General features: G+C 41.3%; 31 protein-coding genes. 18 read left to right on the top strand and 13 right to left on the bottom strand.

Annotated elements, in window-relative coordinates:
• Window positions 1-126 precede the first annotated feature (126 nt).
• Entirely contained in the window at window positions 127-321 is a 195-nt protein-coding gene (locus ECHVI_RS15565) for a DUF4391 domain-containing protein (protein ID WP_041738736.1), read from the top strand.
• Window positions 322-394: 73 nt separating this feature from the next.
• On the opposite strand, the gene ECHVI_RS23020 is transcribed toward ECHVI_RS15565, so the two are convergent.
• From ECHVI_RS23020 to ECHVI_RS15550, 3 genes are all read right to left on the bottom strand, one after another.
• Entirely contained in the window at window positions 395-1135 is a 741-nt protein-coding gene (locus ECHVI_RS23020; protein WP_157501465.1) for an ImmA/IrrE family metallo-endopeptidase, read from the bottom strand.
• Window positions 1136-1199: 64 nt separating this feature from the next.
• Complete coding sequence (locus ECHVI_RS15555; protein ID WP_015266969.1) at window positions 1200-1595, bottom strand: hypothetical protein; 396 nt, start codon at window positions 1593-1595, stop codon at window positions 1200-1202.
• Window positions 1592-2116 carry a sigma-70 RNA polymerase sigma factor region 4 domain-containing protein gene (locus tag ECHVI_RS15550; RefSeq protein WP_157501462.1) on the bottom strand — a complete coding sequence of 175 codons (525 nt, stop codon included), beginning with the start codon at window positions 2114-2116 and terminating at the stop codon, window positions 1592-1594. The genes ECHVI_RS15555 and ECHVI_RS15550 overlap by 4 nt, the downstream gene beginning before the upstream one ends.
• A gap of 165 nt (window positions 2117-2281) precedes the next feature.
• Here ECHVI_RS15550 and ECHVI_RS15545 point away from each other — a divergent pair, with 165 nt between their 5' ends.
• Genes ECHVI_RS15545 through ECHVI_RS24380 form a run of 4 tightly spaced genes read left to right on the top strand, consistent with a single transcriptional unit; the run spans window position 2282 to window position 4865 of the window.
• Window positions 2282-2515, top strand: coding sequence for a DUF2188 domain-containing protein (locus ECHVI_RS15545; protein ID WP_015266967.1), 234 nt, complete (start codon window positions 2282-2284; stop codon window positions 2513-2515).
• 3 nt (window positions 2516-2518) lie between these two features.
• Window positions 2519-3322 carry an SMODS-associated NUDIX domain-containing protein gene (locus ECHVI_RS15540; protein ID WP_015266966.1) on the top strand — a complete coding sequence of 268 codons (804 nt, stop codon included), beginning with the start codon at window positions 2519-2521 and terminating at the stop codon, window positions 3320-3322.
• Window positions 3319-4446: a nucleotidyltransferase domain-containing protein gene (locus tag ECHVI_RS15535; RefSeq protein ID WP_015266965.1), complete on the top strand. Its 1128-nt coding sequence runs from the start codon at window positions 3319-3321 to the stop codon at window positions 4444-4446. Before ECHVI_RS15540 ends, ECHVI_RS15535 begins: the two co-directional genes overlap by 4 nt.
• Window positions 4443-4865 (top strand): type II CBASS E2 protein, encoded by a 423-nt coding sequence (locus ECHVI_RS24380; RefSeq protein ID WP_015266964.1) that lies wholly within the window; start codon window positions 4443-4445, stop codon window positions 4863-4865. Before ECHVI_RS15535 ends, ECHVI_RS24380 begins: the two co-directional genes overlap by 4 nt.
• Window positions 4866-5000: 135 nt before the next feature.
• On the opposite strand, the gene ECHVI_RS15525 is transcribed toward ECHVI_RS24380, so the two are convergent.
• Window positions 5001-5756, bottom strand: a complete 756-nt coding sequence (locus ECHVI_RS15525) for a phospholipase D-like domain-containing protein (RefSeq protein WP_015266963.1) — start codon at window positions 5754-5756, stop codon at window positions 5001-5003.
• Window positions 5757-5978: 222 nt separating this feature from the next.
• On the opposite strand from ECHVI_RS15525, the gene ECHVI_RS15520 reads away from it, so the two are divergent.
• From ECHVI_RS15520 to ECHVI_RS15460, 13 genes are all read left to right on the top strand, one after another.
• The gene (locus ECHVI_RS15520) at window positions 5979-6287 is read left to right on the top strand and encodes a DUF4134 domain-containing protein (RefSeq protein ID WP_015266962.1); all 309 of its coding nucleotides are present in this window, start codon (window positions 5979-5981) and stop codon (window positions 6285-6287) included.
• 11 nt (window positions 6288-6298) lie between these two features.
• Window positions 6299-6631: a DUF4133 domain-containing protein gene (locus ECHVI_RS15515; protein ID WP_015266961.1), complete on the top strand. Its 333-nt coding sequence runs from the start codon at window positions 6299-6301 to the stop codon at window positions 6629-6631.
• Window positions 6628-9132 carry a TraG family conjugative transposon ATPase gene (locus tag ECHVI_RS15510; protein ID WP_015266960.1) on the top strand — a complete coding sequence of 835 codons (2505 nt, stop codon included), beginning with the start codon at window positions 6628-6630 and terminating at the stop codon, window positions 9130-9132. The genes ECHVI_RS15515 and ECHVI_RS15510 overlap by 4 nt, the downstream gene beginning before the upstream one ends.
• 27 nt (window positions 9133-9159) lie before the next feature.
• Window positions 9160-9792 carry a DUF4141 domain-containing protein gene (locus ECHVI_RS15505; RefSeq protein WP_015266959.1) on the top strand — a complete coding sequence of 211 codons (633 nt, stop codon included), beginning with the start codon at window positions 9160-9162 and terminating at the stop codon, window positions 9790-9792.
• Window positions 9793-9795: 3 nt separating this feature from the next.
• Window positions 9796-10788, top strand: coding sequence for a conjugative transposon protein TraJ (gene traJ / locus ECHVI_RS15500; RefSeq protein ID WP_015266958.1), 993 nt, complete (start codon window positions 9796-9798; stop codon window positions 10786-10788).
• Between the two features lie 24 nt (window positions 10789-10812).
• On the top strand, window positions 10813-11436 hold the full coding sequence (gene traK, locus ECHVI_RS15495) for a conjugative transposon protein TraK (protein ID WP_015266957.1): 624 nt from the start codon (window positions 10813-10815) through the stop codon (window positions 11434-11436).
• A 12-nt stretch (window positions 11437-11448) separates the two neighbouring features.
• The gene (locus ECHVI_RS15490; RefSeq protein WP_015266956.1) at window positions 11449-11877 is read left to right on the top strand and encodes a hypothetical protein; all 429 of its coding nucleotides are present in this window, start codon (window positions 11449-11451) and stop codon (window positions 11875-11877) included.
• Between the two features lie 13 nt (window positions 11878-11890).
• Window positions 11891-12178, top strand: a complete 288-nt coding sequence (locus ECHVI_RS15485; RefSeq protein ID WP_015266955.1) for a hypothetical protein — start codon at window positions 11891-11893, stop codon at window positions 12176-12178.
• Complete coding sequence (traM, locus tag ECHVI_RS15480) at window positions 12165-13496, top strand: conjugative transposon protein TraM (RefSeq protein WP_015266954.1); 1332 nt, start codon at window positions 12165-12167, stop codon at window positions 13494-13496. The genes ECHVI_RS15485 and traM overlap by 14 nt, the downstream gene beginning before the upstream one ends.
• Before the next feature lie 24 nt (window positions 13497-13520).
• Window positions 13521-14417, top strand: a complete 897-nt coding sequence (traN, locus tag ECHVI_RS15475; RefSeq protein WP_015266953.1) for a conjugative transposon protein TraN — start codon at window positions 13521-13523, stop codon at window positions 14415-14417.
• 20 nt (window positions 14418-14437) lie between these two features.
• A complete protein-coding gene (locus tag ECHVI_RS15470; RefSeq protein ID WP_015266952.1) occupies window positions 14438-14998 on the top strand; it encodes a conjugal transfer protein TraO in 561 nt (186 codons plus the stop codon).
• An 8-nt stretch (window positions 14999-15006) separates the two neighbouring features.
• Entirely contained in the window at window positions 15007-15456 is a 450-nt protein-coding gene (locus ECHVI_RS15465; protein ID WP_245553342.1) for a DUF3872 domain-containing protein, read from the top strand.
• Between the two features lie 100 nt (window positions 15457-15556).
• Window positions 15557-15859 (top strand): molybdenum ABC transporter permease, encoded by a 303-nt coding sequence (locus tag ECHVI_RS15460; protein WP_425386802.1) that lies wholly within the window; start codon window positions 15557-15559, stop codon window positions 15857-15859.
• 338 nt (window positions 15860-16197) lie between these two features.
• On the opposite strand, the gene ECHVI_RS15455 is transcribed toward ECHVI_RS15460, so the two are convergent.
• The 9 genes from ECHVI_RS15455 to ECHVI_RS15415 are packed head-to-tail and all read right to left on the bottom strand — an operon-like array spanning window position 16198 to window position 25435.
• On the bottom strand, window positions 16198-17415 hold the full coding sequence (locus tag ECHVI_RS15455; RefSeq protein WP_015266949.1) for an MFS transporter: 1218 nt from the start codon (window positions 17413-17415) through the stop codon (window positions 16198-16200).
• Window positions 17416-19518, bottom strand: a complete 2103-nt coding sequence (locus tag ECHVI_RS15450) for a copper-translocating P-type ATPase (RefSeq protein WP_015266948.1) — start codon at window positions 19516-19518, stop codon at window positions 17416-17418.
• Between the two features lie 18 nt (window positions 19519-19536).
• Window positions 19537-19830, bottom strand: coding sequence for a hypothetical protein (locus ECHVI_RS15445; RefSeq protein WP_015266947.1), 294 nt, complete (start codon window positions 19828-19830; stop codon window positions 19537-19539).
• A 7-nt stretch (window positions 19831-19837) separates the two neighbouring features.
• Window positions 19838-20482 (bottom strand): hypothetical protein, encoded by a 645-nt coding sequence (locus tag ECHVI_RS15440; RefSeq protein ID WP_015266946.1) that lies wholly within the window; start codon window positions 20480-20482, stop codon window positions 19838-19840.
• A complete protein-coding gene (locus tag ECHVI_RS15435; protein WP_015266945.1) occupies window positions 20479-21372 on the bottom strand; it encodes a ribose-phosphate pyrophosphokinase in 894 nt (297 codons plus the stop codon). The genes ECHVI_RS15440 and ECHVI_RS15435 overlap by 4 nt, the downstream gene beginning before the upstream one ends.
• A gap of 6 nt (window positions 21373-21378) precedes the next feature.
• Window positions 21379-22881 (bottom strand): thymidine phosphorylase family protein, encoded by a 1503-nt coding sequence (locus ECHVI_RS15430; RefSeq protein ID WP_015266944.1) that lies wholly within the window; start codon window positions 22879-22881, stop codon window positions 21379-21381.
• Between the two features lie 21 nt (window positions 22882-22902).
• Window positions 22903-24282, bottom strand: a complete 1380-nt coding sequence (locus tag ECHVI_RS15425; RefSeq protein ID WP_245553340.1) for an MBL fold metallo-hydrolase RNA specificity domain-containing protein — start codon at window positions 24280-24282, stop codon at window positions 22903-22905.
• A gap of 12 nt (window positions 24283-24294) precedes the next feature.
• Window positions 24295-24549, bottom strand: a complete 255-nt coding sequence (locus ECHVI_RS15420) for a hypothetical protein (RefSeq protein WP_015266942.1) — start codon at window positions 24547-24549, stop codon at window positions 24295-24297.
• A gap of 40 nt (window positions 24550-24589) precedes the next feature.
• Entirely contained in the window at window positions 24590-25435 is an 846-nt protein-coding gene (locus ECHVI_RS15415; protein ID WP_015266941.1) for an ATP cone domain-containing protein, read from the bottom strand.
• Between the last annotated feature and the right edge of the window lies 1 nt (window position 25436).

The raw sequence follows: 25436 nt of genomic DNA, 5'->3' as shown, positions 1-25436 counted from the left end.
ATATAGCTGTTCCGGGATATTCGAACAGCATTAGAACACGATCTATCCGACAAAACTATCATCAAGTTTCTTTAATCAGACTTTCAATAAAATAATTTCTGCGTGCAATTGTCCGGCAATCGCTCCATGCAAATCAAACCTCTACCGGATCTGGTTGCTTATCGAAAAAAAATAACAGCATTGGAAAAGGAAATTTCAAAGTTAAAATCGGCCATAGCCAAGAGCAAACAGTTCAATCAAAAAGTGGAATTGAACCAACAGCTAAAAGCCGCTGAAAAGGAGCTGGAGTGGCTATTTGCAGATGGGAAAGGATCAAATTGATGGAGTTCGGAATTCCGAAATACTTAACTTCGATAAAACATTGTCTAAAGGAAGTCGGCCGAAAATCATGAATTTAATTTTCCCAGATGATGCTTAGGATGGTTTTATACCGCCTTGTTGGAATGCAATACTCATAGAAGTCTGTATCTTCATCATATTCACTTAGATTGAACCATGTTGATTTGTTAATGTTCTGTGCTTTTTCTTCAAGTTTATACACAAACTCGTAATCTTTTTGAATATACTCTGCGGCAACTGAATCGGAAGGTGGTGCTAACTTGGTGTAATCGCCCAACCAAACTTTTAAGTCGTTGGACTTTTTCCAATATTTCACTTTCCCATTCTCGATAAAGACAAGGCAAAGAGGGTGTAACTGCTCAAACTGCAAATAGCGAAAAATAGTTGCTGTCAAACTAGTTTTAAATCGTTCTGAAAGTTGCTTGATCAAAAGGGGTGAAAACTTCTTGCCTTTTGCTTCTTTAAGGAATAAATTTTCAGGCATTAGAAGTTCACTGGCGAATTCATTTGCTTCCAATTCTTGCCTCCCGTTTTTCAATGTATTTTCCGTACCTTCAATAATGTTAAAATTAGTGAATGTATCATCGGGAAGCTGCATATTTCTATGCATCAAGAGATGCCCTATCTCATGGGCTGCAACGAAGCGTTTTCTCTCCTGGAACTGTATCTTTGAATTTACCTTTATAACCGCCTTATTGTTTCCAAACACAATTTTTCCATCACAATTAGAGAGCTCTTCTTCGATAAGTATTGCATCATGCCCAGCAACCACTAATCCGGCGACAAACAGATCCATGTCCAAATCGGTTATCTCATCCAATCCACAGTCGTCTAAAAGTTTGCGAGCCTGTAAGCGCGCATTATTGACGCTTCTCATCGTTCTCCAATTCTTCAATTAGTTGAACAAAGTTCTGATCCTTGATTATTTCGATAATATCCTCTTTGGACAATTTATCGAGATTTCGGTACAAGGCCAAAGAAGCATTACCCTGAATAAATTGTTTGAGCATAGCCACAGGCTTCTCAATATTCGCTTCGATGGCTTGTTGAAATTTACTGACTAATTTCAATAAATTGTCATTCCGTTCCTTCTGTGCCTTTGCCCTTGCCAAAAAAACAAGTTGCTTCTTTTTTTTGTTGTACGCATCGATATCTGATACATCATCTTTCAGCATATCGGCGAGGGCATCCTTGTCCACTTCTTTGTAGAAAGCAATCAGAGCATCGTCAATTCTATTTTTAATATTATTGCTCATATGATACTTTTTGCTTGTTCTCTTATTTTGGGCAATCTTCGTTCCAATCGTTTCACGGTCCTGTAAATCTCCTTTACATCAATGCCGAGATCCTCTGCAATTTCTCTTGGTTTGCAGATACCGTCCATCCAATACTCGAACACCATTAATTCGTCATCATCCGCTCCAGCCTGTTGCAATAATTCTGAAACTTGTTGCCTTTCTTCTTTAATATCATCTTGATGATTATACGCGTGACTCTCCAAAAGATCCTGCGTTTGCCCAACCAGAGATCCCTTTAAAAAATTGCTGATTTCACTTCGAAGACTCCCGAACATAAAATCGGTAAACGAACAATTCGCATTTTCCCAATCACGGGTACCTTCAATTACCTTTAAAAGTAAATCTCCAACAAAATCAAAAGGCTCTTTTCCTCCCAAATCCTTTAACCCGGCTGACTTCAAACGATTAGTCGCATACGAGGTCAACCTGTCTAACAGGTCGTCCAAGTCAATAGATTGCAATTCGTCATAAAGATTCATCAGCACTTGTCTATAATAATATGCTAAGATGGGGAAAAAATTTGCCACTCGTAAAAAAAAAATTCTTGGTCGTGGCAAAAAATTGAAAAACATCAGCATGTATATATAAAGGCTCCCATTAAAGAAGGGGACGAAGAATATTAAAAATTAACAAATAATAAAGACATGGCTAAAAAAAATCAACATGTGGTGCCGAGGGGCGACAATTGGGCAGTCAAAGGTGCCGGAAACGAAAAGGCTACAAAAATTGTAGGAACCCAGAAAGAAGCAATTAAGATAGCACGGGAAATTGCTATCAATCAGCAATCAGAAGTTGTTATCCATAGACCGAATGGTACAATCCGGGATAAGGATTCCTACGGCAACGATCCTCACCCTCCAAAAGACACAAAGCATTAGTCGATGAAAGGAAAAGTAAGTTTGGTTATCGGCCTTTTAGGGTTCCTCTCCTGCTTTTTTCTGGCAGGGGACGAACCAAAAGGCACAGTGTTTAAGATCTCTTTAGGTCTCGTAGTCGGTGGCATGGTAGAGTTCTGTGTATTCTTGTTGGAGAACCGAAAAAAATGGAGGCTATTTAAGACATTGATTATAAAACGTAATCAACCAGTCAGGGTCACGGTCGCTTATTTGTTTAGAATTGAAGTGAATGGCAGATACCTATTAATCAAGAGGCACAAGAATGACAATCCCGGCTACCAACCGGTTGGAGGTGCATACAAATATTTGAAGGAAGAAAACAGGGAATTGTTCGATCGGCTGGGTGTTGAGCCCTGCAATCACGTACCGAGAGACGAGGATACCGAAAACGATTTACGGATTATTGTTAAAAGGAGGAAAAATCTAATTGATTTCCTGAAATGGTTTGAAAGCAGAAAAAACCGTGAAATGGATCCAACCAGAGAATTCCGTGAAGAGCTGATCGATGCCAACATATTACCTGGTGATATTTTCAAGCACATTAAATACGTGTTTATAGGGAAACACATCGAAGGCGTTTTAAAATCACCGGCATACCCTATCGATGAATTACGATATGCAGACATCTTTGAATTGAGGACTGAAAATGATGCCCAAAAGCAATCTATCAATGCCCTGATAAGCAAAAGGGACGAGGTTTACTTTGCTACGCCAAATGAGATCCGGAACGGGTCAACCATAAATGGTGAAAGGATTTTGCCACACACATTTAAAATTTTACCAAAATGATACTATTAGGAAAGAAAGCTACACAAATTGATGATCTGCTCGATAGGATGGCAGAAGAGGTTCAACTGGACAAGACACGGCGTGATCGTATGAAAAGTAGTTACGAGGCCGTGAAAGAGTGGATTGAAGCGGATGAAAAATTCTTCAAGCCATACAAGTATGATGTGTATCCTCATGGGTCTGTTCGAATAATGACAACTGTCAAGCCTTTCGGAAGAGAAGAGTTTGATTTGGATATTGCAATACACCTGAAATACGGAACCCCACATAGTCCTGAAAGGATATACAATGAACTGAGGCGACGATTAAATGAGCATGGATTGTATAGGGATATGTTAGAAGCCAAAAACCGATGTATCCGTTTAAAATATGCAGGGGATTATCACATGGATATTTTGCCAGGGGTTCAGGAAGTTGAATATGATAGAAATCGTATCATGGTTCCTGACCGTGAATTAGGAAGCTGGGTCAGTAGCAATCCGCGAGGTTATGCTGACTGGTTTATAGCGCAATCAAATCTTGTTAAGGAAAGCCTGCTTGAGAAGGCACTTAGAGCCGAAAATCTGCCTGTTGACGATTTCAGTAAGAAAAAGCCATTGCAGCGCGGAGTACAGTTAATTAAGCGCTACCGAGATATCTATTTCCAAAAGGATGACAGCTACAAAACATCAAGCGTGATCCTGACAACGATAGCCGGCCAATTTTATCAAGGCGAAGACAGTATTTTTAACACCGTTGATAATATTGTTTCTACGATCCAAAATAGCATTGGGCAGTCCTATGGGAGACTTAAAATACTCAATCCGGTGAATGCAGATGAAGACTTTACCGATAAATGGGATAAGGAGCCTGAATATTACGAAGCATTTAAACGGTTTTCATTTCATTTACATAGTGAATGGCAAAAATTGAAGAAGGATAACGGCATCATTGAAGAAAGTCGGATTATGAAAGGCCTGTTTGGTGATGATCTGTTCGTGAAAGCGCAAGGTAGTCAAGCGATGGAGATTGAAAGATCTCGAAAAAGTAATGCACTTGGGGTAGCAACAGGTACTGGGGTATTGGCCTCGACCAGCTCACTGGGCAGTATCCCGATTAAGAATAACACTTTTTTCGGCGAATGAGAGCTAGTTACACGTCAAGGATCAGAGAGAAAAAACTATCGGAACAGATAGCTTATATGAAGACGAAATTTCCGCAATTTGCGACCAAGTTTACCTCTCCAAGCTCTATGAAAGTGGAAGGAGCTCTGCGGCCCAGTGCCCGAAGTTGTTTATATGAATTTGTCTTAAAATATAAGCTTTCAGACATGCCAAACATAACCATCGTTTCACCAAAATTGGAACTGAATGCAAATGGGGAAAAGGTACCTCATTTGTATTCATCTGGGAATCTATGTTTATATAGACCGAAATATAATGAGTTCAAGAAATCTGATTTTTTGGCGGATACAATTATTCCCTGGACGGCCTTGTGGTTATATTACTATGAGCTATGGCACACAACTGGTGATTGGCTGGGAGGCGGTGAGCATCCGAATTGAAATGAAAAAAAAGCAGATTACACCCCGAGTTCTATTTGCCCCACTCGGGAGACAACCATTTGTCGCTCATTAGCTTGCTTTTAAGCAACCTATTTAATAAGTTGAATAAATTCGGAAGCATATTTTTCTGCTAATTCACGACTGTTTTCGACTAACAGTCTCCCTATTCCAATTGGCTTTTGTTGTCCAGTTATAAGAACCATGAATAACCGTTTTTAAGTCGATAATACAGAATTTGTGATGCATTATATTTTCATATTTCCCACTTTTTGGAACTCTTTTAGCTTCAAAATATTTTTCAAACTCAAACCCGTATTTTGAGTTTATTTCATCATCTAAGACTACAATGCGGACACTGACCCCTTCAAGTTTTTTGTTATAAATCTCCCTCATAAGGGTTTTGTTGGTGAACCAAGCAACCGCTATCCAGATTGAGAATTTGGCGTTTTGGATTTGTTCGACAATTTGTGCTTCGATGTCTTCAAAATGTACTTCAACCTCAATGTTATCCGGTAAGTCGGCACCTATTATTTTGTATTGTCCATTAAATTCATCAAGTCTATAGCCATCTTGTTGCAAGAGTGGATTAATTTGTTCAACAGCTTTTGCGATATCCTTACTTGTATCCCCCGCAAAATGTCTTGGATCAAAGATCATTTGCATTAGTGCTACCATTTCCTTTCTTCCATTTATTTCAATGAGTTTCTCCAAAACATAAGCGTTTCGACTAAGACCATTTGGCATTCCTCCATCTCTGTACTTATAAACATCTTTAAAACCAATCCGGTTAAAGAGTTTTAAAATTTCTGGGCCTGTAAGATAAGGCGTCAACTGGTTATCCCCCGAAATAAATTCCTTTATGCTATCTATTGTTAACTCTGATAATTTCATTAATTATTTGGATGATTTTTGTTTATGCTAAAATAGCAACTATCCACCAATAGAATGTATAGACAAACTGCAATTCCCTTTTAAATCTGAGACATACCGCCACTCACCGCCAAGTAATTCCTCTCACTGCCACTTAGTTATACCTCCTCCCTTTTTGAAACACCTTTGTCCCGAAAGCCCGCAAGGCGCGGGTCGAAAGCAACAAATTAAAGTGTTTCAATTATGGAAAAACAAAGCAAAAAAGCGCTTTTGGCAGCGGTAGCAGTGCTGTCAGGCTTTAGTGCGTTTGCCCAGCAGGGCAACGGTTCGGCCGGGATCAATGAAGCCACCCAAATGGTAACATCCTATTTCGATCCGGCCACACAGCTTATCTACGCCATTGGTGCGGTCGTTGGGTTAATCGGTGGTGTTAAGGTGTACAACAAGTTCAGCAGCGGAGATCCCGACACGAGCAAGACGGCGGCTTCGTGGTTTGGAGCCTGTATTTTTCTCATTGTTGCGGCTACCATCCTGCGTTCATTCTTCCTTTAATCCCTTGCCTTATGAGTACTTACAACATCAATAAGGGCATTGGGAGAACAGTAGAGTTTAAGGGATTGAAGGCTCAGTACCTGTTCATCTTTGCCGGTGGACTGCTCGGCATACTTATCCTGGTGATGATCCTGTACATGGCGGGCGTAAACTCTTATATCTGCCTGTTTCTTGGAGCGGGCGGTGCTTCGCTGATCGTGTGGCAGACCTTTTTACTGAACAGAAAATATGGCGAACACGGACTGATGAAGATAGCAGCCAACAAACGGCATCCCCGATACATCGTCTGCCGCAAGCCTGTACGCCGCTATTTAAAGTTTCCCCTTAAATCCGGTGCCGTATGAGAAATGTAGCAAAGACCTCCACACTGGAAAGCAAGTTCCCTTTACTGGCAGTAGAGAATAATTGCATCCTTTCAAAGGATGCGGATATCACTGCCTGTTTTGAGGTGCGATTGCCGGAATTGTTTACCGTAGCTTCTGCGGAATACGAGGCCGTTCATTCCACCTGGCACAAGGCCATCAAGACCTTATCGGATTTTACAGTCGTTCACAAACAGGACTGGTACATCAAGGAAAGTTATAATCCCGATTTGGATAAGGATGGTTTTAGCTTTTTAGGCAAATCCTACCAACGTCATTTCAATGAGCGTCCGTTCCTGAATCATTATTGCTACCTGTTCCTGACCAAGACCACTAAAGAGCGTATGCGGATGCAGAGCAATTTCTCTTCGCTTTGCAAAGGCACACTGATCCCAAAGGAAATCAGAAATAAGGAAACGGTACACCGATTCATGGAAGCCGTGACACAGTTTGAGCGTATCGTGAACGATAGTGGCTTTATAAGCTTGCAACGGCTAAGTGAAGAAGATATCGTTGGTACCGATCAAAAACAGGGATTGCTGGAACAGTACCTTACATTATCAAAGGAAGCCGGTACACCCATGCAGGATATTGCATTGGGAAGTGAAGAAGTCCGTGTCGGTAACAAAAGATTGTGCCTGCATACGCTTTCCGATACAGACGACCTTCCACCAACGGTATCGGCGGATACCCGATATGAAAAATTATCCACTGACCGTAGTGACTGTCAGTTGTCTTTTGCTGCTCCCGTGGGATTACTGCTTAGCTGCAATCACATTTACAACCAGTACCTGTTTTTGGACAACAGCGAAGACAACCTGCAAAAGTTTGAAAAGTCCGCAAGGAATATGCACTCGCTGGCTCGGTACAGCCGTGCCAATCAGATCAACAAAGAATGGATTGAGCGCTACCTGAACGAAGCCCACAGCTTCGGGCTATCATCTATCCGGGCGCACTTCAATGTGATGGCCTGGTCGGACGACCCTGGCGAATTGAAGCAGCTCAAGAACGATTGCGGTAGCGCATTGGCATTAATGGAATGTAAGCCGCGGCACAACACCACGGACGTCGCTACCTTGTTTTGGGCAGGAATGCCGGGCAATGCAGGCGATTTTCCGAGTGAAGAAAGCTTTTACACTTTCATCGAGCCTGCTTTGTGTTTCTTCACCGAAGAAACCAATTACCAAAGTTCACCCTCGCCATTCGGTATCAAAATGGCTGACCGCCTGACCGGAAAACCCCTCCATTTGGATATTTCGGATTTGCCCATGAAACGTGGCATCATCACGAACCGGAACAAGTTTATTCTTGGTCCGTCTGGCTCGGGGAAATCTTTTTTTACCAACCACATGGTACGGCAATATTACGAGCAAGGCGCTCACGTGCTATTGGTGGATACCGGTAATTCCTATCAGGGATTGTGTGAACTCATCAAGGGGAAAACCAAAGGCGAAGACGGAGTGTATTTCACCTATACGGAAGACAATCCCATTGCCTTTAATCCCTTCTATACCGATGATGGTGTATTTGACATTGAGAAAAGGGAAAGTATCAAAACTTTGATACTGACACTTTGGAAACGTGATGATGAGCCGCCAACCCGTTCCGAAGAGGTAGCTCTGTCCAATGCCGTGAGCGGTTATATCGAACGAATCCGGCAAAGTGATGAATATCCATCTTTCAATGGTTTTTATGAATATGTACGAAGGGATTACCGGAAGATACTGGAGGAAAAACAGGTCAGGGAGAAGGATTTTGATGTCGCCGGCTTCCTGAACGTACTGGAACCTTACTACAAAGGCGGTGAGTATGATTACCTCCTCAACTCCGACAAGCAACTCGACCTGCTTTCCAAGCGCTTTATTGTGTTTGAAATTGATGCCATTAAGGATCACAAAATCCTGTTTCCCATTGTGACCATCATCATTATGGAGGTTTTCATCAACAAGATGCGTAGGCTGAAAGGCATACGAAAGCTCATTTTGATTGAGGAAGCCTGGAAAGCCATCGCAAAAGAGGGAATGGCAGAGTACATCAAGTATCTTTTTAAGACCGTCAGAAAGTTTTTTGGTGAAGCCATCGTGGTTACGCAGGAAGTGGACGACATCATCCAGTCACCCATCGTCAAGGAGAGTATCATCAACAATAGTGATTGCAAAATCCTGCTTGACCAGCGCAAGTACATGAACAAGTTTGACGATATCCAGACCATGCTCGGGCTAACGGATAAAGAAAAGGCACAGGTACTTTCCATCAACATGAATAATGACCCAAGCCGGCTTTATAAAGAGGTGTGGATTGGCTTGGGTGGTACGCACTCCGCAGTCTATGCCACGGAGGTTAGTCTGGAAGAATATCTGGCTTATACCACGGAAGAAACCGAAAAGATGGAAGTGATGCAGCTTGCTTCCGAACTGGATGGCAATGTAGAACTCGCTATTAAGCACATCGCTATGCAAAGGCGGGATAAAGTAAATCAATAGTCATTAACATTTTAAAAATCAGAAACAATGAAGAAGATCATGTATTTGGTGTGTACGGCAATCATGCTTGCCGTAGCACCGTCCGCAAAAGCCCAGTTTGTAGTAACCGACCCGGCAAATCTGGCTTCGGGTATTCTCAACAGCGCGAATGAGATCGTACAGACTTCCTCCACGGTAAGTAATGTGGTGAAAAATTTCAAGGAAGTTGAAAAGGTCTATAAGCAGGGTAAAGAATATTACGACAAGCTGAAAGCGGTAAGTAACCTGGTCAAAGATGCCCGAAAAGTACAGCAAACGGTACTCTTGGTGGGTGACGTGTCCGAGATGTATGTACAGAATTTCGGCAAGATGATGAACGACCCGAATTTTTCCGCACAGGAATTAACAGCCATATCCAACGGTTATTCCGCATTGCTTAATGAAAGTACTGAACTGCTGAAGGAACTCAAACAGATCGTAAGTGCCACAAGCCTGTCGCTGAATGATAAGGAACGGATGGATATTATCGACCGGGTGTACAAAGAGGTTAAGGAATACCACAGTTTGGTGCGCTACTATACCACCAAGAACATCTCCGTAAGTTATCTCAGAGCCAAAAAACAGAACAATACCCACCAGGTGCTGGAACTCTATGGAACGGCTAACCAAAAATACTGGTAAGCCATGGAGTTTAGTAATCTACACGAAGTCCTGCGCTCATTATACGATGAGATGCTGCCCCTGTCCGCCGATATGGCGGCAATAGCCAAAGGGTTGGCAGGTTTGGGGGCTTTATTCTATGTGGCCATCAAGGTATGGCAGGCATTGAGCCAGGCAGAGCCGATTGATATATACCCTTTGCTCCGTCCTTTTGCTTTGGGCATCTGCATTATGTTTTTTCCGACCATCGTGCTGGGAACCATCAATGCCGTGTTGAGCCCTGTAGTGCAGGGTACGCATACTATCCTCGAAGACCAAGTGCTTGATATGACCGAATTACAGGAGAAAAAAGACCTGTTGGAACGGGAAGCGATGCTCAGAAATCCTGAAACCGCTTATCTGGCATCTGATGAGGAGTTTGATAAAAAACTGGACGAATTGGGCTGGTCACCATCCGATTTAATGACGATGTCGGGCATGTACATCGAGCGGGGCATGTACAATATGGAACAGGCAGTCAAAAACTGGTTCCGGGAACTGCTGGAAATTCTGTTTCAAGCGGCAGCATTGGTAATCGATACCATACGTACTTTTTTTCTGATCGTCCTGTCCATACTCGGTCCCATAGCTTTTGCTATTTCCGTATGGGACGGTTTTCAGTCCACGCTCACGCAGTGGCTTACGAGGTACATCAGTGTCTACCTATGGCTGCCCGTTGCAGACCTGTTTAGTGCCATGCTCTCCAAGATTCAATCCCTAATCGTCGAAAAGGATATCGAAAAGCTTGCCGACCCGACATTCATTCCCGACACCTCCAATACCGTCTATATCATCTTTATGATTATCGGAATCGTGGGATACTTCACTATCCCGACGGTAACAGGTTGGATTATCCAGGCAGGTGGCGCAGGAAACTTTACCCGTAACGTAAACCAGACCGCAATGAAAGCAGGGAATGTCGCAAGTGCCGGAGCAGGTTCAGCAGCTGGAAACATCGGCGGTCAGCTACTCAAATAATGTAAAACGATTAATCCGTAAAAAATGGAATTTAAGACGCTAAGAAATATCGAAAACAGCTTCCGCCAGATACGCTTGTACGCAATCGTATTTGCCGTTCTCTGCACTGGAGTGGTGGGATATACCGTATGGAAATCCTATCACTTCGCAGAGCAGCAACGCCAGAAAATCTATGTGCTGGACAGTGGAAAGTCATTGATGTTGGCGCTGTCACAGGATGCAAGTATCAACCGTCCGGTTGAGGCTCGGGAGCACGTGAGGCGCTTTCACGAACTGTTCTTTACGTTGGCACCTGACAGGAATGCCATCGAAAGCAATATGAACCGGGCATTTAACCTTGCCGATAAAAGTGCCTTTAACTATTACAAAGACCTTTCAGAAAAGGGGTATTACGGTAGGATCATATCGGGGAATGTCCAACAGCGCATTGAAGTGGATAGCGTGGTGTGCAATTTCGACAACTATCCTTATTCGGTACGAACCTATGCCAAACAGTTCATCATCCGATCGAGCAACGTGACCCGGCGAAACCTGATTACTTCCTGTTACCTCGTCAATTCCGTCCGCTCGGACAACAATCCCCAAGGGTTTAACATCGAAAAGTTTGCCGTCATGGAAAATAGGGATATGGAAGTGATTGAACGCTAAAAAAACAATGTAATGGAAGCATTATCAGATTTAAACACATTCGCGAAAATCCTTACTGACAAAGGATATAACGGCTATTTCCACACACAGGGTGCATATCCGGGGAAATTAAAAGAAAGCATAGGGGAATACCTTGAAAGCTGTCAAAAAGGTAATGATCATCTGCCTGAAAGGGAATTGCTATTGACGAGCTACCTGCTCTGGGCTGGCGAAGACAAGCCACGGATAGAATGTAATATGTGGGTGAAATACCTGAACAACAAATTCTTCGTCGACAGCATGGAGATTACGAAGAAAGACCGCTTTGGTCAACTATTGAAACAATCAAAGCTGACTAACCTATCGGTGTTTACCGTCCCAAAAGCAGCAGAAGCAGTGGCTTTGGTAAACGAAGTACCGAAGCAAAAAGTAGATCTAAGCCCCAAGCGTTTCAAGCTATAACAACAGAAATAGTATGAAAAAGATCAGAGCAAATCTGGACAGGTATTTTGACAGGCTGGACGAGCACTGGAAAGCCTTACCCGTTCGAAAACAGCGTAGGTACACCTTATACTTTTTTACAGGTTACCTGATGCTTACCGCCGGAGTAATTACCAGTGTCTGGCTCGATACAGGAAAGTCTGCCAACGATATGGTCATTGAGCATATCGAAAACCCTGTTCTTAAAAAGAACGAAAGCCCTGCAAGCTTGCAGGATACATTATTCACAAACTCAAAAGATAAGACTGATGAAAGAAAATGAGAACCAAAGAACGGTTGTCCGGGTGACCGAGGGTGATCCGGGAACAACCAAAGATATGCTGCAGGACAGCACACAGAACAAAACCGAAAAGTTCAAAAAGCCCCTCATATTCGTCTTGATGGGGGTCGTATTTCTCGGTTGTATGTACCTGATATTTAAACCATCCTCCGATAAAAAGGAGGTCGAAAATGTCGGGATCAACGATGCCGTTCCCCAAGCTACAGGAGCAGGACTCCCCGCCGATAAAGGCAAAGCCTATGAGCAGGAAATGATGGAACGTAAGGAACAGGAAAAACGCAATGCGATGGCAACACTTTCGGATTATTGGAATACCAATGACCAGGAAAAACCAATGGAGGAATTTCCCGAAGAAGACGAAAATTACAGCTATACGGGTGGTAGAAGCGCCGGACGGTCCGGTAATCCGGCACTCAGCAGCTATCGTTATGCACAGAATACATTAGAATCCTTTTATCAGGAAGATGATACCGAAACAGCTGAACTTCGCAGGCAACTAGATGAATTGAAAGAACAGCTGGCGGAAAAAGAGGTACCACCCGCCGTCACTGTGGATGACCAATTGGCGCTGATGGAGAAATCCTATCAGATGGCTGCAAAATACCTTCCTTCAGGCACGAATGCGGGACAAGCTGTGTCAGCTGACGGTGTAGCCAAAGTCGCTGCTCCTACACAAAAGGTACATTTTGTCGCATTCACGCCAACAAGGAAAAACACGGTATCCGCACTGTACCGTGAACCAGCGGATAGTACCTTTTTAGCCGATTGGAGTGAATCCCGAAACAGGGGTTTCTTTACTACGGGTTCCGTCGGGCAGGTGGTACAATCGAAAAACAGTATCAAAGCCTGTGTACATGAAACGCAGACCATTACCGGTGAAAGTGGAGTTCGGCTTCGTTTATTGGAGTCTGCCCAAACACCTGATCGTACGATCCCCAAGGGGACTGTTTTAACGGCAAATGCCAAGTTTCAGGGCGGCCGCTTACAATTGAATGTATCTTCCATCGAACTGGAAGGCAATATCATGCCGGTGGATATTGCCATTTATGATCTGGATGGACAGCAAGGTCTGCACGTTCCGTATTCGCCGGAAATGAATGCACTGACCGAAATGGCGGGTAATATGAGCCAGACTTCGGGAACAAGCCTGATGCTTACCCAATCCGCCGGACAGCAGATGGCCGCAGACCTCAGTCGTGGTGTGGTGCAGGGCATATCCGGCTATTTCTCCAAGAAAGTAAGGACACCGAAAGTCACCCTTAAAGCAGGGCACCAGCTCTTCCTCGTCCCTAAACAATAATGTTAAACTCAAATAAGTAAAACAATGAACAGTCTTTTTAAAACACTGGGAGCAATAACCCTGATCATCGGCTTTGCCATGCCGTCATTTGCACAGGACAACGCGACAAGAAAACCTCTTGCCCTGGGCAAGATAGAACCGTACCAGATGGAAGTCACCTACGATAAGACTTCGCATTTGATTTTCCCGACCGCTATACGTTACGTGGATTTGGGAAGTGAGTACCTGATTGCCGGAAAAGCGGACGATGCGGAAAACGTGTTACGTGTAAAGGCCTCGGTAAAGGATTTTGAACAGGAAACCAATTTTTCGGTCATTACCAATGACGGACGTTTCTACAGTTTCAATGTCCATTACAGTGCCAATCCACTGGCTTTGAGCTACGACCTCCTTACCATGCAGAAAGCCGTGGAGAAAGCGAATGGAAACGACGTTCTGTTTGAAGAGCTGGGAAGCAGCTCGCCATCGCTTGCAGGTCTGCTAATGGAAACCATTTACAAAAAGGATAAGCGCATCATAAAGCACATCGGTGCTAAAAGCTTCGGCATTCAGTTCATCCTGAAGGGAATTTATATCCATAACGGTAAATACTATTACCATACGGAGATCCGGAACAAAAGCAATGTGCCGTTCGAGATTGATTTCATCAATTTCAAGGTAGTGGACAAACAAGTCGCTAAACGTACCGTCGTGCAGGAGCGACCACTGATACCACTCCGTACCTATAAGCCATTGGGAGGAATTTCAGGAAATATGACGGAGCAGAATGTATTCCTCTTGGATCAGTTTACCATCGGCGATGACAAGATTCTCCAGATTGAGATTTTTGAGAAGAACGGAGGTAGGCATCAAACACTTCAGGTGGAAAATTTGGATTTGATCAAGGCTCGTCTGATTGACGACATGCACCTGAAAATTTGATAACCCTTTGACAGCGAAATATGAAAAAGTATATCTATACCGTGATGTTCACGCTCTTGGGCATCACGATGGCACAGGCACAACGGATGTTGCCCAAGCAGAAAGGATTGGAAGTAAGCGCCGGTGTATTATCCAATGACAAAATCGGAAACGATTATTACCTCCAAATCGGCATGACTGTAAATGGCAAAAACGGGAACTACCAGCTTTGGGCTTTGGAATATGCTCACCAGTATTACGACTATAAAGACCTTCGCATACCACATGAAACCTACATGGCAGAAGGTGGTTACAGCTTCTTTTTGTTGGGCGATACCCGGAAGAATTTCACATTCAATCTTGGAATTACAGGTGTTGTCGGCTATGAAAACATCAATCGAGGTGAGCAAATGCTATACGACGGTGCGAGGATATTAAGTGAAGACAACTTCGTTTACGGCGCAGGCGGACGGCTCAGTTTAGAAACATACCTGTCCGACCAGGTTGTATTCCTCATACAAGGACGTACAAAAGTTCTTTGGGGAACGGATCTGGAGCAGTTCCGTCCATCGGCAGGCGTAGGATTACGATTTAACTTTTAAAATGACTTATGATGAAACGATTATTCAGAAAATACAGTCTGCATTTTCAAGCTACATTTATGCTTGCAGCAATGTTCATTTGTTCAGTGGTTTTGTTTTCTTGTGAAAAGGACGAACTCGAAATCCAGAACGACTTTCCCTTTGAAGTCGATGTAATGCCCGTACCCAATGAGGTGGCAAATGGCAGTACCGTGGAGATCAGGGTAACGATACAGCGAAACGGCAACTACGCAGATACCCGGTACTTTCTCCGCTACTTCCAGTTTGACGGACAGGGAAACTTGCGGTATTACGATGAACCGCCATACCTGCCCAATGATTTATACCCTTTGCCAGCAGAGCAGTTCCGATTATATTACACCTCGGCATCCACCGTATCACAATCGTTTGAGGTGTGGATTTCGGATAATTTCGGTAACGAGAAACAATTGAGTTTCCGGTTTAACAATAGTGATTAAAGGCTTCCGAAATCAATCAAAAAAGCGACTTGTATCCTTATTTACAGGTCGCTTTTTTCATTTTTTGCTCCCCAAATAGGAGGTTTTTCCTTAAATTTACTTGGATTATCAGCTCAATGCAATGGATGCAGTAACTTCACAATTAATGCTTGGTATTATTCCCGTTGTGGTGGGGATTGGGCTTATCTACTGGATAAGCCGCAGGAAATTTTACCGCCGCAATATGGCTGGTGTGGAAGGCTTTTCGAGCTTTGAATCTTCAGTATTCACCCGTTTATTGGAACGTATCGGCAAATGGCTCGCATATGCGCTGATTATCATCGGCATTCTTTTTCTATGGTCGTATTCCAGAATGAAAAGCGATAAGGAACAGCAAACCACCGAAATTCATAGCCCGAAATAGTCGGTTCAATAATACGATAAGATTTTTTAGGCGATAAAGTGGTTAAAAACTTGCTTGCAAACAGCACTCCAACAACGCCAGGATAGTGGAAGCAATATCTATTCAGTTCTAACCAAGCGGCGTTCTTTTGCTTCTCCTATGTTTGTATAATATAATCTAAGTGAAGAAGAGCGAGAGCAGATTTTGCTTTAAATAGCCTTATGGTATATTCAAGAAAAGAGACTGCCTCCTCTTCTTTAACCTTTTAGAATCTGAACAGAATGTAAGGAATTTGTATCCGTCCTTCAAATTCAGAACCTGCAATTTTTTTAAAATGATTGTGGTGAATTATCATTTTTTTAAATAGGAGGTTTTTTAAGAAAAATGAGAAAACCAATAGCAACTAAAATAATGCTTCCTGCAATTAGAAATGGATAATAAAAACCACCGGTAACCAACCAAGTTCCTAAAACGGGACCTAAAATCTGACCAACGCTGTTTGTTGAACTTTGTATTGAAATATTTCGCCCTGTATTTGTTTTGGATAACAAGGATACCGCAGACAACAAATTAGGTGTAACCATAGCACCACCAGCAGCAAACACCACAATTAAACCGTACACAACAAATTCATTTTTGAAAAAAGGAAAGGCAATTAATGAAATTCCTGAAATGAATAACCCAAAGCCAATTTGCTTTTTAGTAGATAGAATCTTTTCCCCATAACTCGCAAATACAGGCTGCAAAACAGCCATTATTGAACCACACAGTATAAAACCAATACCAACCTGGTTGCTGTTAAACCCTAATTCGTCTTTACCGTAGATTGAAAAAACAGTTTCAAACAAGGTCACTACAAATTGGATGACAAATGATAGCGCCAATAGAACAAGAAAATATTGGCTGAACGAGAAGCGAAAAGTGAATTTTTGAGTTGTAAATTTATGGATGCGAACTGAATTTTTCAGGCATTTTACAACAATGACTAAAACAATAAAACCTAATAATGCAGCGAATAAAAAAGGTGTGGAAAATCGACCCAAATGTAGTTGACCAATTGCATACTCAAAATGAAGGTCTGATTGCGAAAGAAAGCCACCGATAACGGGTCCAAAAATAACCCCTGAACTAATGGCTACACCAGACCAGGCCATTATCTTCGTTCTACGTTTTTCTGAAGTAATATCACTTAAATATGCGTTGCTGACAGGAATAACTGATGAAGTGAAAACACCACCAAAAATCCGAGCGATATATAGCATCGTTAGTGATGTTGCAAGCCCAGTTAGCAATTGCATTATTACAAAGCCAATCAAACCAATAATAATAACGGGTTTACGACCATATCTGTCAGATAACTTCCCCCAAACGACAACAAAAATTAATTGAAATAATGGATAAATGCTGGTAAGCAACCCAATATGGAAGTTGATTAAATCGGTGTCGAGATTGTCTTTTAAAGCTAATCTTTCGGTATAGTAGGGAAGGGTTGGCAATAAAATACCATAACCCAACATCACTACAAATAAACTCAACAGGATTAAAGATATGCTGTTGAGTTTTTCTTTTTGGTTCATTTATTTTTTACCGATTTTTCGCTTTAATAGTTGCGCATTAATGGCCACTATAATCGTACTTAAACTCATAAATACCGCTCCTACAGCTGGTCCTAAAACAAAGCCTGAAGAATATAATACACCGGCTGCTAAAGGAATAGCCACTACATTATATCCTGTAGCCCAAATCAAATTCTGAATCATTTTATTGTAGGTGGCTTTTCCAAAGAGAATTAAGTTGGCAATATCCTGTGGGTTACTGTTGACCAGAATGATATCTGCTGTTTCGGCGGCAACGTCCGTACCTGAACCAACTGCAATTCCCACATCAGCTTTGGCAAGTGCGGGCGCATCATTTACACCATCACCCGTCATCGCTACAAATTCGCCTTTGTTCTGTAACTCTTCTACAATTTCAACTTTTTGATGTGGCAATACTTCGGCGTAGTAACCATCCAATCCAAGTTTTTCACTCACAGCCTTAGCGGTTTTTTCATTATCGCCAGTTGCCATCAAGACTTTAATATTGTTTTTTTTGAATATTTTTATAGCTTCCGCAGATTCAGGTCTTATTTCATCAGCAAGAGCAATGTATCCTGCTAGCTGGCCATCTATTAATACAAATACAACAGTTTCAGCAGCGTCACTATAAGCATCTTCAGGAATAGTGATTTTTTCATCCCTTAAATAACCAGGGCTGACCACCTTCACTTGTTTACCATCTACATTTGCCTCTACACCTTTTCCTGTAATTGCATTAAAGTTTTCAGGTTTTGGAATAGTAATGTTATCTTCTTTAACTCTTTTAATAATACCAACTGCAATGGGGTGTTCTGAGCTTTGTTCCAATGCACTTGAAAGTCTTAAAATTTCCTCTGTTGAATAAGCTTCTTTAACAGATTCGATTCGAGTGACACCAAAATCACCTTTGGTTAGTGTTCCTGTTTTATCAAAAAGCAAAGCTGAAATTTTTCTTGACTCTTCAAAAGCAGTTCTATTTCGGATAAGCAATCCATTTTGAGCAGATACTGCCGTAGAAATCGCAACCACAAGGGGAATGGCAAGACCCAATGCGTGTGGACAAGCAATGACCATAACGGTAACCATTCTTTCTAAAGCATAGACAAATGGAAAGCCTAAAATCAGCCATACCGCTAATGTTCCAAAACCAATAGCCAAAGCGATATAGGTTAACCATTTTGCAGCCCTGTCTGAAAGATTTTGCATCTTGGATTTGGTTTTTTGCGCTTCTTCGACCATTTTGATGACCTTGTTGAGAAAGCTATCTTTTCCAGTATGCTCAACCTTTACTTTTAAGGTACTGTTACCATTTACCGAACCACCAATAACCTTATCGTTTTCATCTTTTTTTACAGGTTTGGATTCGCCTGTAAGCATAGATTCGTTCAGGTAACTTGAACCGTCTACTATAATCCCATCAGCAGGAACTTTTTCACCTGGTTTAACCAAAATCACATCATCCTTTAGTAAATCTTCAAGAGGGATGTCTTCAATAGTATCTCCCTTCACCCTGTGGGCTTCCGCAGGCATCATACTCACCAACAACTGCAGCGCTTTTGACGCACCCAAAACACTTTTCATTTCTATCCAATGACCAAGCAACATTATGGCTATAAGTGTTGATAGTTCCCAGAAAAAGTCTTCACCTCTTAAGCCAAATACAGTAGCTGTACTATAAAAATAAGCTACGGAAATTGCCATAGAAATCAAGGTCATCATTCCTGGTGCACCTTTTTTGACTTCAGACCAAAACCCTTTTAAAAATGGCCAACCACCATAAAAATAGACAATAGTGGAAAGTGCAAAAAGGATGTATGGATTTCCTGGAAGTAAAAATTCATAACCAAAAAATTCTTGTATCATTGGTGAGAAGAACAATATGGGGATGGTAAGCACGAGTGTTACCCAAAACCGTTTTCTAAAGTCCGCAATCATCATTTTATGATGGTCGTGACCCATTTGACCGTGACCCGGATTGTGACCCGAATGGTCCCCACCTTTGTGGTTCATTTTAGAATGGTCTTCTTTTTTGTGTTTCATCTTCGAATGGTCCATTTTAGAATGGTCCATTTCTTCGTGATTGTGGTGTTCGTGATTTTCCATTATTGTCTTGTTTAAGTGTTATCGTAATTTTTTTCTCATAGCTTCCGAAATGTTTTCGGCATAGACGCCATAGGCATCTACCAAAAGTCCTTTAATCCCATTTTTTGATGAAATAGCATAAAGCACACTGTTATCGTCGGTACTGCTCATACCTTCAAAACGATGCATCTCGTCAACATTAAAATCTTCTGGGTGTATTTCAATTTTTAGTGAGGCACACTCCAAACATTCTGGTTTTAGGTTAAAATCGTATGTATAACCTTTTCGCTGTAAATCGTTTATGGCTTCTGAAAGGGTGTCGTAGTTGTTCATTTTCGTTCTATTTATAAGTCATTGTAAAATAACTATTGTCTTCTTCTGTAAATTTCTGAAAGGTCAATAGGCCATTCCTGTTTAGTTTTTCGTTGACGGTATAGTTGAGTTGTTTAATGCGAATGCCCCACGCATAGGCCTTAATATTTATTTTTGAATTAATGTTGGTTTTGTTGTCCTTCAATGTTCGGTCGTAAATCTTTATGATGCTTTTTGAACCAAAAAAATCCAGCAGTCCTGAATCAAAAGTCATTTCCAATTCTATATCTTCAAGATTGTCCAAATCGTAGAGGTCTTTAAATTTTTTAGAGGTGGTATTAATTTCGGTCTCCTTTGATTTTGGATTCGAGAATGGAAAAGCTATTACCATTACACTTGCTTCATCAGGCTTACAGCGATAGGTTGTAGTGTATTTGTCGGTCAATTTTTTGTCTTTATCAAACAACTCAGTAACTACTTCAATTTCATAGGATCCATTTTTCTTTATTGTTTCACCAGCTTCAAAAGTTTGTTTGTTTAAAAAAGAGCCTTTTTCATCAAAATTTTCCCGAACGATAACTCTGCCCGAAATCTGTCCAATAAGCATTTCAGTTTGTCCATTCACTGTGATGCTGAATAAGATAAATAATACTATAAATCCTTGTTTTCTCATATCTGGTGCATTAATTTTTTCACCTCTTTTGCCATAATATCACTTAAATCTATTCCATTTGAAGGATGCGGGATGGTATTACAAGTCACTATTTTTTCCACCCCGGAACCCAATAAATCTTTATAGGAATTTCCTGAAAAAACGGCGTGAATGCCTACGCAGATAGGAGGTTTCATTCCTGCTTTTTTCAAATGTTGTACGGTTTCAATCATTGTTCGGGCTGTGGAAATAATATCATCTACCAAAATGGGTGTAGCATCTTTATATATATCCACATCGGGAACAGAGACCTCTACATCACGGTCACCGTGGCGCATCTTTTGTAATACTATAAATGGTGCTCCAGCATTTTTGGCGACTTCTGAAACCCATTGTTCACTTTCCGAATCAGGTCCGATAAGTACCGGGTTTTCAATGTTTTCCTTGATCCAATCTGAAATGGCATCGGCAGCGTGAATCACTTTGTTGGGAATTTGATACACTTCACCCAACGAGCTAATTCTATGTAAGTGCGGGTCAACTGTGGTAATGCTATCGGCGAAACCAGAAATCAATTTTCCGAAGAAACCAGAAGTCACTCCTTCACCTTCATTAAATACTTTGTCCTGCCGCATATACGCCAAATAGGGTGCTACCAAACAGGTACACATTGCTCCCAATGATTTGGCTGTGTGGCTTAAAAAATATAGAGGCAACAGTTTCTCGTCCGGTTCGTGCAAGGTGCATACCAGTACCACACATTTGTCTTTAACATCAGATAAGATACGTGTATAGGATTCTCCATCAGGGAAGTTGCGCAAAGTGGCTTTGCCCACTTCAGCATCCATTTTTGTAGCCATTAGTTCTGTGAGTTTTTCGTTTCCGGGAAGACTGAATAATATTGTTTTCATAGTTTTTTAAATTATAGTTATGATGTCATTATGGTTGTTTTTATATTCCAGAGCATAGTTGAGTTCGCCTTTGGATTCAGCATATATGGTATATAACAATTGGTCTATTTCAATTTTTTCATTTAAATGGACATTCAAAAGAATCCCTGCCGATTTAGATTGTGGTGCTCCAGAAAGCTTGGCAAGTTTTGCGATTTTTCGGTTATCAATTCGTTGCAAAACGCCTGACTTTTCAGCTTTAATTTCAATTTTATAAGGTGCTAAAACTGGTTTTGAAAATTGACCTTGCGCCTTACAAATGGCTATGAATTTTTCATATGCTTTTCCAGATTTGAGAATTTTATGTGCGGTTTCCAGTCCCTTCCCTTTTTCTACTTTTCCAGAAAGTTCTAATAGTTCAGTAGCTAAAAGCAACGCTCTTTCTGTTAAGTCTTTAGGTGCATCTTCCTCATTTTTCAAAACTTTTAATATATCTATGGCTTCTAATGTTGGACCGATACCCCTTCCAACCGGCTGAGTGCCATCCGTAACTACAACTTTTACATTCAACCCAACAGCAGTTCCAACAGTTTCCATATGATTTTTTAGTTTTTCTGCCATTTCGGTACTGCGAACCTTGGCGGTTTCTCCCACGGGAATATCAATGACCACGTGAGTAGAACCAGCTGCTGCCTTTTTAGAGAGTACTGAAGCAATGAGCTGACCTTCGCTATCAATATCCAAGGCTTTTTCAATTTTAATGAGCACATCATCGGCAGGACTTAACTGCGCTGTACCGCCCCAAACAAAACATCCGCCTTCTTTTTCTACTACGGTCTTTATTTCCTCGGAAGAGAGCGTAACATTGGTCAGTACTTCCATTGTATCTGCTGTGCCTGCTGGTGAAGTGATTGCCCGTGAGGATGTTTTTGGCATAGTAAGCCCATACGCGGCAACAATGGCTACTACCAATGGGGTTGTTCTATTGCCTGGTAAACCACCAATACAATGTTTGTCGACCACGATATCCTTGTTCCAGTTCAGTTGCTTTCCGGAAGCAATCATTGCTTTAGTAAGGTCACTTATTTCATCAATATCCATTCGGTCGCCAGCACAGGCAGTAATAAATGCCGAAAGATGGATGTTGGAATAATCGCCTTCAACGATATCGGTTATGATGTTGTTATAGGCCTTATAATCCAGTTTTTTGTTATAGATTTTTGCCCTGACGTGGCTTAACGATTCTATAGGTTCTAAATGGGAAACATACAATGTATCGTTTTGGGACACATTGAGTTTTTTCGCAGCAGCATCTGATAGTCCGATTTCATTGGGCAACAAGATATCAGAATTCAAAACATTAAGACTTGCCACGATTGATGTATTTGCATTGGATATTCTTATTCGGGTAAGTGCCTCAAACCCTTCTGAAATACAAACGTGGCAATCTTCGCGCATATACACTACATTCTCGTTTTGGGTATAGATGCCGAGGTGTTTGTATTTTAATATGTTTGAGTGTGTGTCCATATTTTTTTTGATTGTTGTGATTTATTCTATTTCTTCGATGGTGTATAATTGCGGAATTTCTGCATCCCACCCATAAGTTTCCTTGATGCCTTTTTGCAATGCTTCTGCACTCTCTTTTTCACCGTGTATAATGAAAATGCGTTTGGGTTTGTTTTTTATACTGTCCATCCAGTCCATAAGCTCTGCGTGGTCTGCGTGTGCCGACAGCCCTTCAATTTCTGCTACTTGCATTTTAAACGGCACCCATTTTCCATATACTTTTAGTTCTTTTTCACCTTCCAATAATTTTCTGCCACGAGTGCCTTCAGCTTGATAGCCTACAAAAAGTAAGGTGTTATTTGGATTTTGTGCCTGTGTTTCAAGATAGTTAAGCATTCTTCCGCCTGTGAGCATTCCGCTTCCTGCAATCACGATTTTGGGTTTGTTATCTGTTCTTAATTCCATTGTTTCACGATAGCTGCTAATGACTGTAAAGTATGAGCACATTTCGTCACATTCATTGTCTTCCAATCTGTGCCAATCCCGAGTTCTATGAAACAGTTCCAATACGTTGGCACCCATCGGGCTGTCCATTATCATTTGTACTTTGGGGATTTTGTTTTCCTTGAGTAACCTCCAAAAAATAAGCATCATCAATTGGGCACGTTCTACCGAAAAACTTGGGACAAACAAGCTGCCACCTCTGTTGATGGTGTCATTGACCAATTTTTCAATTTGTGGAAGTGCTTCTACTTCATCAGGATGAAATCTTCCTCCGTAGGTGGATTCAATAAATAATACATCTGCTTCTTTTGGCTTTAATGGCGGAAACAGTAATAAATCGTTTGTTCTGCCTATATCGCCAGAAAATACGAAACGTTTTCCGCGTATATCTAACTCAATGTATGTGGCACCAAGGATGTGTCCGTTGTATTGAAACCTCGCTTTCACATCTTTGAGAATGGGTAGCCATTGCGAGGGTGGTACTCCTTTGAAGTAAGGGATTGTTTTTTCTACATCATTTAAATCGTAAAGTGGTTCCGCAGGACTGTGTTTGGAATAGCCCTCTTTATTGGCACGTTCGGCTTCCTGTTCTTGTATTTTGGCACTATCATTCAATATGATTTTTGCGATGTCCAAGGTGGGATTGGTGCCGTAAATGGGCCCTTTGAAACCTTGCTTTACCAATCTCGGCAAATACCCTGTATGGTCCATATGGCCGTGGGTGAGCAAAACAGCGTCAATATCAGCAACATTAACGGGTGGATACTCCCAGTTTTTAAGGCGCAATTCCTTCAATCCCTGAAAAAGACCGCAGTCTATCAGTATCTTTCTATCTCCTGTATCAACCAGATATTTTGAACCGGTTACTGTGCCTGCCGCTCCTAAAAAATGGATGTTTATTTTGTTGTTTGTCATCATTATAGCATTTATTTAGTGTCCACCACAGCAGGACGGTGTATTGCTTTGGTTTTGGCTCGATTTGTATAATTTTGTTATCTCATTATATAGATTTCGTGAATCCTCTTTGATATAAAGTGCTATCTTCTTAATTGAGTTGGGTTCTAACTCTACCATATCCAATAGTATTTCTAAGGCTTCTTCAAGTAATTTTGGCTCGTCTTCGAGAGCTTCGTAAAACGGCTCAAAATCTAATTGGTTCTGTTGTTGTGAATCTTCTTTTTTCATTTGATTTTTTATTTAGAATTACTGATTGTTGCATTGTTTTTTATTGATGTACTGAACATAATTTTTCTGAATCTTCAAGAATCTTTTTATGTCTTTTTTTATCAATTCCTATTTTTTCCAAGAGCTTCGGACTTTCGTGAAGCTCTTTACAGAGCACGATGCCTTCATCCAATAATTTTGTTTTTTCAGCTTTGGTAAGTGTTGTTAAAGCGGTTAAGGGATGTAGCCCAGAGTTATCTATTCTGTCCTTGAGACCATTTCCTCTTGGATAATCCCAACTGCTCATAAGCATTCCAACACATTTCCCGTACTGAATGGCATCGGTTGTGAAACGCGTATTGGTGTACACACCTCCTTTATGAAGTTTAGCCTCGTGACCTTTTTGGTGTTCCCATTGCTTTTCTACGTCCAAAAACCGTGAATGGATATATAATGGGATTTTTACATTACAAAACCTACCTTGGTCGCTATGGTATTTGCATTCAATCATATAGTGTTTGTTTTCTTTTTCGGCGATTACATCAACTTCGTGCTGTACACAATTACCTTGAACAATAACTCCCACGTTTGTACTAAAGCCTTCCATCTCTAAAATCTTACCGACAAATTTTTCAAAAGGAAATCCTGATGGCCCTAATTCCATAATCGCCTTTTTGAGCTTGTATTTTGAGGCACTTACCCTTGATTTACTTTTAAGTATTTTGAATGCCATCTGATAGATTTTTTTTGTGGTAATTCCATCATAAAGTTGCCCTTCAACTTGTTCAACAATTTGCTGAACCACAGTATCGCTTGCCTGAGACCGTTTCAGGGAATTGATGAGTTTGTCCACATCAAATTCAACGACGTCTCCAGAGTATTTTTTTATTAAGACTGATTTATTCATT

It is taken from the genome of Echinicola vietnamensis DSM 17526 (genome assembly GCF_000325705.1).
GTDB classification, from domain to species: domain Bacteria; phylum Bacteroidota; class Bacteroidia; order Cytophagales; family Cyclobacteriaceae; genus Echinicola; species Echinicola vietnamensis.
Note: the sequence above shows the minus strand (reverse complement) of the source record. Positions and strands in the feature narration are given on the sequence as shown.

What these genes read in the sequence shown, in the direction of transcription:
- ECHVI_RS15435 (WP_015266945.1), bottom strand. Translation starts at nt 21,372, where the DNA reads ATGAAAACAATATTATTCAGTCTTCCCGGAAACGAAAAACTCACAGAA.
- traJ (WP_015266958.1), top strand. Translation starts at nt 9,796, where the DNA reads ATGGAGTTTAGTAATCTACACGAAGTCCTGCGCTCATTATACGATGAG.
- ECHVI_RS15420 (WP_015266942.1), bottom strand. Translation starts at nt 24,549, where the DNA reads ATGAAAAAAGAAGATTCACAACAACAGAACCAATTAGATTTTGAGCCG.
- ECHVI_RS23020 (WP_157501465.1), bottom strand. Translation starts at nt 1,135, where the DNA reads ATGGATCTGTTTGTCGCCGGATTAGTGGTTGCTGGGCATGATGCAATA.
- ECHVI_RS15540 (WP_015266966.1), top strand. Translation starts at nt 2,519, where the DNA reads ATGAAAGGAAAAGTAAGTTTGGTTATCGGCCTTTTAGGGTTCCTCTCC.
- ECHVI_RS15465 (WP_245553342.1), top strand. Translation starts at nt 15,007, where the DNA reads ATGATGAAACGATTATTCAGAAAATACAGTCTGCATTTTCAAGCTACA.
- ECHVI_RS15485 (WP_015266955.1), top strand. Translation starts at nt 11,891, where the DNA reads ATGAAAAAGATCAGAGCAAATCTGGACAGGTATTTTGACAGGCTGGAC.
- ECHVI_RS15445 (WP_015266947.1), bottom strand. Translation starts at nt 19,830, where the DNA reads ATGAACAACTACGACACCCTTTCAGAAGCCATAAACGATTTACAGCGA.
- ECHVI_RS15455 (WP_015266949.1), bottom strand. Translation starts at nt 17,415, where the DNA reads ATGAACCAAAAAGAAAAACTCAACAGCATATCTTTAATCCTGTTGAGT.
- ECHVI_RS15415 (WP_015266941.1), bottom strand. Translation starts at nt 25,435, where the DNA reads ATGAATAAATCAGTCTTAATAAAAAAATACTCTGGAGACGTCGTTGAA.
- ECHVI_RS15470 (WP_015266952.1), top strand. Translation starts at nt 14,438, where the DNA reads ATGAAAAAGTATATCTATACCGTGATGTTCACGCTCTTGGGCATCACG.
- ECHVI_RS15510 (WP_015266960.1), top strand. Translation starts at nt 6,628, where the DNA reads ATGAGAAATGTAGCAAAGACCTCCACACTGGAAAGCAAGTTCCCTTTA.
- ECHVI_RS15515 (WP_015266961.1), top strand. Translation starts at nt 6,299, where the DNA reads ATGAGTACTTACAACATCAATAAGGGCATTGGGAGAACAGTAGAGTTT.
- ECHVI_RS15525 (WP_015266963.1), bottom strand. Translation starts at nt 5,756, where the DNA reads ATGAAATTATCAGAGTTAACAATAGATAGCATAAAGGAATTTATTTCG.
- ECHVI_RS15505 (WP_015266959.1), top strand. Translation starts at nt 9,160, where the DNA reads ATGAAGAAGATCATGTATTTGGTGTGTACGGCAATCATGCTTGCCGTA.
- ECHVI_RS15425 (WP_245553340.1), bottom strand. Translation starts at nt 24,282, where the DNA reads ATGATGACAAACAACAAAATAAACATCCATTTTTTAGGAGCGGCAGGC.
- ECHVI_RS15430 (WP_015266944.1), bottom strand. Translation starts at nt 22,881, where the DNA reads ATGGACACACACTCAAACATATTAAAATACAAACACCTCGGCATCTAT.
- ECHVI_RS15440 (WP_015266946.1), bottom strand. Translation starts at nt 20,482, where the DNA reads ATGAGAAAACAAGGATTTATAGTATTATTTATCTTATTCAGCATCACA.
- ECHVI_RS24380 (WP_015266964.1), top strand. Translation starts at nt 4,443, where the DNA reads ATGAGAGCTAGTTACACGTCAAGGATCAGAGAGAAAAAACTATCGGAA.
- ECHVI_RS15550 (WP_157501462.1), bottom strand. Translation starts at nt 2,116, where the DNA reads ATGAATCTTTATGACGAATTGCAATCTATTGACTTGGACGACCTGTTA.
- traK (WP_015266957.1), top strand. Translation starts at nt 10,813, where the DNA reads ATGGAATTTAAGACGCTAAGAAATATCGAAAACAGCTTCCGCCAGATA.
- ECHVI_RS15450 (WP_015266948.1), bottom strand. Translation starts at nt 19,518, where the DNA reads ATGGAAAATCACGAACACCACAATCACGAAGAAATGGACCATTCTAAA.
- ECHVI_RS15565 (WP_041738736.1), top strand. Translation starts at nt 127, where the DNA reads ATGCAAATCAAACCTCTACCGGATCTGGTTGCTTATCGAAAAAAAATA.
- ECHVI_RS15490 (WP_015266956.1), top strand. Translation starts at nt 11,449, where the DNA reads ATGGAAGCATTATCAGATTTAAACACATTCGCGAAAATCCTTACTGAC.
- traM (WP_015266954.1), top strand. Translation starts at nt 12,165, where the DNA reads ATGAAAGAAAATGAGAACCAAAGAACGGTTGTCCGGGTGACCGAGGGT.
- ECHVI_RS15520 (WP_015266962.1), top strand. Translation starts at nt 5,979, where the DNA reads ATGGAAAAACAAAGCAAAAAAGCGCTTTTGGCAGCGGTAGCAGTGCTG.
- traN (WP_015266953.1), top strand. Translation starts at nt 13,521, where the DNA reads ATGAACAGTCTTTTTAAAACACTGGGAGCAATAACCCTGATCATCGGC.
- ECHVI_RS15555 (WP_015266969.1), bottom strand. Translation starts at nt 1,595, where the DNA reads ATGAGCAATAATATTAAAAATAGAATTGACGATGCTCTGATTGCTTTC.
- ECHVI_RS15535 (WP_015266965.1), top strand. Translation starts at nt 3,319, where the DNA reads ATGATACTATTAGGAAAGAAAGCTACACAAATTGATGATCTGCTCGAT.
- ECHVI_RS15545 (WP_015266967.1), top strand. Translation starts at nt 2,282, where the DNA reads ATGGCTAAAAAAAATCAACATGTGGTGCCGAGGGGCGACAATTGGGCA.